The organism is Micromonospora sp. NPDC003776 (genome assembly GCF_053605645.1).
In genome coordinates this window covers 1-4,813 of the sequence record NZ_JBSGJR010000532.1, presented here as the reverse complement: position 1 = coordinate 4,813, position 4,813 = coordinate 1, and the positions used below count along the sequence as shown (strand labels likewise).

General features: G+C 72.0%; 3 protein-coding genes. 1 reads left to right on the top strand and 2 read right to left on the bottom strand.

Annotated elements, in window-relative coordinates:
- Nucleotides 1-30 precede the first annotated feature (30 nt).
- The gene (lon, locus tag ACWEVO_RS30140; RefSeq protein WP_452310856.1) at nt 31-2,367 is read right to left on the bottom strand and encodes an endopeptidase La; all 2,337 of its coding nucleotides are present in this window, start codon (nt 2,365-2,367) and stop codon (nt 31-33) included.
- 244 nt (nt 2,368-2,611) lie between these two features.
- Here lon and ACWEVO_RS30135 point away from each other — a divergent pair, with 244 nt between their 5' ends.
- Entirely contained in the window at nt 2,612-2,959 is a 348-nt protein-coding gene (locus tag ACWEVO_RS30135) for a histone-like nucleoid-structuring protein Lsr2 (RefSeq protein ID WP_452310855.1), read from the top strand.
- A gap of 172 nt (nt 2,960-3,131) precedes the next feature.
- Here ACWEVO_RS30135 and ACWEVO_RS30130 read toward each other — a convergent pair whose 3' ends face one another.
- Entirely contained in the window at nt 3,132-4,415 is a 1,284-nt protein-coding gene (locus tag ACWEVO_RS30130; protein WP_452310854.1) for a hypothetical protein, read from the bottom strand.
- Between the last annotated feature and the right edge of the window lie 398 nt (nt 4,416-4,813).

Genomic DNA, 4,813 nt, shown 5'->3' with positions numbered 1-4,813 from the left:
GTGGACCGGGGGCCTCGGTGTGTCGGGTGGTCAGGCCGCGGCGAGCGGCTGGCCGCCGAGGGTGCCCGCGTCGACGTCGGCCGGGCGCAGCGCCAGGGCGAGCACGTCCGCGACGTCGGCGAGGGTGTGGATGGTCAGCGCCTCCCGCACCTCGGTGGGCAGGTCGTCAAGGTCCGGCTCGTTGCGCTTCGGGATGATCACCTCGGTCAGGCCGGCCCGGTGGGCGGCGAGCAGCTTCTGCTTCACGCCGCCGATGGGCAGCACCCGGCCGGAGAGGGTCACCTCGCCCGTCATCCCGAACTCCGGCCGGACCGGCCGGCCGGTCACCAGCGACGCCAGCGCGGTGACCATGGTGATCCCGGCGCTCGGGCCGTCCTTGGGCACCGCGCCCGCCGGGAAGTGCACGTGGATCCGCCGTCCGGCGAGGGCGTTCGGGTCGATGCCGAGGCGCCGCCCGTTCGACCGCAGGTACGACAGGGCGATGTGCGCCGACTCCTTCATCACGTCGCCGAGCTGGCCGGTGAGGGTCAGCCCCGGCTCGCCCTCCATGCTGGTGGCCTCGATGAAGAGCACGTCGCCGCCGGCGCCGGTGACCGCCAGTCCGGTGGCCACGCCGGGCACCGCCGTACGCTCCGCCGACTCCGGGGTGAACTTCGGCCGCCCCAGGTAGCGGGCCAGGTTTCCGGTGTCCACCCGGACCGGCGTCGGGTCGGCGGCCAGCGCCACGGTGACCTTCCGCAGGATCTTGGCGAGGGCCCGTTCCAGCTGCCGCACGCCCGCCTCCCGGGTGTACTCGCCGGCGATCAATGCCAGCGCCTCCTCCGCGACGGTCACCTCGTCGGCGGTCAGCCCCGCCCGTTCCCGCTGCCGGGGCAGCAGGTGGTCCCGGGCGATGGCCACCTTCTCGTCCTCGGTGTAGCCGTCCAGGGTGACCAGTTCCATCCGGTCCAGCAGCGGGCCGGGAATGGTCTCCACCACGTTGGCCGTGGCCAGGAAGAGCACGTCGGACAGGTCGAGGTCGACCTCGAGGTAGTGGTCGCGGAAGGTGTGGTTCTGCGCCGGGTCGAGCACCTCCAGCAGGGCCGCCGCCGGGTCGCCGGAGTAGCCGGCGGCCAGCTTGTCGACCTCGTCGAGGAGCACCACCGGGTTCATCGAGCCGGCCTCACGCAGGGCGCGGACGATCCGGCCGGGCAGCGCGCCGACGTAGGTGCGCCGGTGGCCGCGGATCTCCGCCTCGTCCCGGACGCCGCCGAGGGAGACCCGGACGAAGTTGCGGCCGAGCGCCCGCGCGATGGACTCGCCGAGGCTGGTCTTGCCGACCCCGGGCGGGCCGGCGAGGGCGAGCACGGCGCCGGAGCCGCGACCACCGACCACGCCGAGGTTGCGCTCGGCGCGCCGGTTGCGCACCGCGAGGTACTCCAGGACGCGCTCCTTCACATCGGCCAGGCCGGCGTGGTCGGCGTCGAGCACCGCCCGCGCCGCCGCCAGGTCGGTGTTGTCCTCGGTACGGGTGCTCCACGGCATCTCGAGGACGGTGTCGAGCCAGGTACGGATCCAGCCCGCCTCCGGCGAGGCGTCGCTGGCCCGCTCCAGCTTGCCGACCTCGCGCAGGGCGGCCTCGCGAACCTTCTCGGGCAGGTCGGCGGACTCCACCCGGGAGCGGTAGTCGGCGGAGCCGTCCGGCTCGTCCTCGCCGAGTTCCTTGCGGATCGCGGCGAGCTGCTGACGCAGCAGGAACTCCCGCTGGGACTTCTCCAGCCCCTCGCGGACGTCGCTGTTGATCTGCTCGGTGACCTCCTGCTCGGCCAGGTGGTCCTTCACCCAGCCGACCAGCAGCTCCAGCCGGGCGGTGACGTCCGGGGCGCCGAGCAGCTCGGTCTTCTGGGCCAGGGTGAGCCAGGGCGCGTAGCCGGCCGCGTCGGCCAGCTCGGAGAGGTCGGTCATCCGCTCCATGGCGTCGATGACCTGCCAGGCGCCGCGCTGCTGGAGGACCGAGGTCATCAGGGCGCGGTACTCGCGGGCGAGTTCCCGGGCCTTCCCGGCCGGGGCGGGTTCGTCGAGTTCGGTCGCCTCCACCCAGAGCGCGGCACCCGGCCCCGGCACGCCGGAGCCGATGCGGGCGCGGGCGAGGCCGCGGATCACGGCGGCGGGCTCGCCGCTGGGCAGCCGACCCACCTTCTCGATGGTGGCGATCACGCCGACGGAGCCGTACTCACCGTCGATGCGGGGCACGGCGAGGAGGGTCTTGTCGCCGCTGGCGCGGGCCGCGTCGACCGCGGCCTGGGTGGTCGGGTCGAGGGTCACCGGGATGACCATGCCGGGCAGCAGGACGGCGTCGGTCAGCGGAAGTACCGGAAGAGTTGCCATCGAACACCTGCTATCACGTTGAGTTGAGCGTGTCAGACTCAAGTAACAAAGCGTTCCCCTTGTTCCGGGTTGTGACCCACGCCACTTTCCAGTCCGCCACGGCCGGCCGGCGCCCGGGGCGCGCCATTCCCGCGAGCCGGATTAGCCGACTCGCCGAATGGCGAACGGCCAGTATTGTTGCGAATTTGCCGCGCGATACGTCAAACTCTTAGCCACACCCCGCCCGACACAGGGAGTAATGGCGATGGCAAGGAAAGTAATCACAGTTCTGACCGACGACCTGGACGGCGGAAAGGCCGACCGGACCGTCGAGTTCAGCCTGGACGGCGTGGCGTACACGATCGACGTCTCGGACGAGAATGCGGGCGTCCTGCGCAAGGCCCTGGACCCGTACATCAGCGCTGGCAGGCGGATGGGGCGCGGGCCGGTGGAGAGCGGCCGGGCCACCCGGCGGACGACCCGTCCGGCCACCTCCGGAATGGACCGCGAGCAGAACCGCGCCATCCGGGAATGGGCGACCAAGAACGGCTACGAGATTTCCGAGCGGGGCCGCATCCCGGTGTCGGTGGTGGAGGCGTACAAGAACCGCTGAACCCTCCCGGCTCACCGTCGGGCACCCCGGGGTCACGCTGAGAAATCGGCGTGACCCCGATCCGCTTTTCCCACGTCCACAATTTTCTGCCGCGACCTGCCCGCCCTCGCTCGGGCCCAACGACGGCCGGGCCGCCCGGGTACGTCCCGGACGATCCCGGCCGCGCGACCGGTCAGTTGACCCGGATCCGCACCACGTCGAAGGCCGGGGTCTGATTGGCCCGCTCCATCATCGGGATGCGGTGCGAACCGTCGCCGGCCCACACCGCGCACTGGGCGACACCCGACTGCGGCAGGCCGGGAATCTGGATGAGCACGTCGTCCGGCTGGGCGCTGCCCTTGCCGTCCTCGGTGGCCACGAAGAACGCCGGCACGTCCTGGGGGTTCGGCGGCTGGCGGAGGCTGTTCAACATCCGGCACGCGGTGTGGAAGTGGCCGCGTACCAGACCCTGGTCGTTGAGCAACGAGCTCTCCAGGTAGTAGCCACCCTGGCCGGCGGCGAGGAAGCGGTCCCGCACCAGGTTGCGGGTGGTGACCCGGAGCGTGAACGGCTGGTTCCGCCGGACCTGCCCGGGGAACTGGGTGATGAGCAGCGACGGGTTGTTCGCCGCCGCGCCGACCTCACCGAAGGCGGTGCTCACGCACCGGTTGCCGGCCTGGAAACCGTCGTGCGGCTGCAACCGGCTGTTGATGCAGTCCTTGGCGAGCACGCCCAGACCATTCCCGTTGTTGTTCCCGCCGTTGTTGTTCCCGCCGTTCTGGCCACCGTTGTTGTTGCCGCCACCGTTCTGGCCCCCGTTCTGGCCGTCGTTGTTGTTCCCACCGTTCTGGCCGCCGTTCTGCGGATTGTCGGCCAGCGCGCACTGAGCGAACTGGTCGAGCCCCTCCGGCCGTGGCGCGACCCGGCCGATCGCGGTGGCGATCCGGTTCAGCGCCGCGGTCCGCTTGTCGGCCAGCGGCCGCAGGATCGCGTTGTTGAGGAAATCCTGGCCGCTGCGGCCGCCGTCGGCGGCGAGCCGCCGGTTGGCCTCGGCGATCTGGGCGTCCAACAGGGCGAGGTTGCGGTCCACCTCGGCGCGCGCCTGATCGGGTACCTGCGGCAGCCGGCTCTTCACGTCGGGGCAGGTCACCACCGGTGTGCCGGCGCCGGCACCGCCGCCCCGGGTCTGCTGGCACTCGGCGGCGGACAACTGCCCGTCACCCCAGTGGTTGCGCACCCAGCGACCGTTCTGCCAGGTCCGGGTGGTGCTGCCCTGGCCGTTCGGCGCGGTCGCCCCCGGGCTCGCCCCGGTGCAGGCCACCGGGGCGGTACGGACGTTCGTCCGCCGGTCCTGGGCGGACGAGATCTGGGTGACGGCGACGACTCCGCCGAAGACCGCGAGCGTGCCGACCACGGCCAGCAGCCGCTTGCTCCGCGCGTTACCGGATGACCGGCGCGCCCGTGTGGACCTGCGCATAGAAATGCTCTCCTTCTCGATCCGGTAGTTGACTCGTGACCCCGGCGGACCGACGGAATTCGGGGTGCGGAGCACTGCGACGTTCCGGTTGCACGTCGACGGTCGACGATGCCCTTTCCGCACCGTCGCCGCGCCTTCCGGTGCGGTAGGGAAGACCTGGCGTCCATTCGCGCATGGGTACGGAACGGCCACGGCGAAGGTTCAACCGTGCTCGGGAGAATTCGGGGAGCGATGCCCGCGGGGTGCGGGCGGACGGCCCCGGGAGGCGCGCCGGGTCAGTCGGCGCAGAGGTGGTCGAAGGCGAAGCCGCCCTCGAGTTCGTCCCGGCGCGCGGCCAGGCGGCGGATCTGCGCGCGCAGCTCGTCGCGGTCGACCAGCGGCGGCTCGGCGCCCTCGCC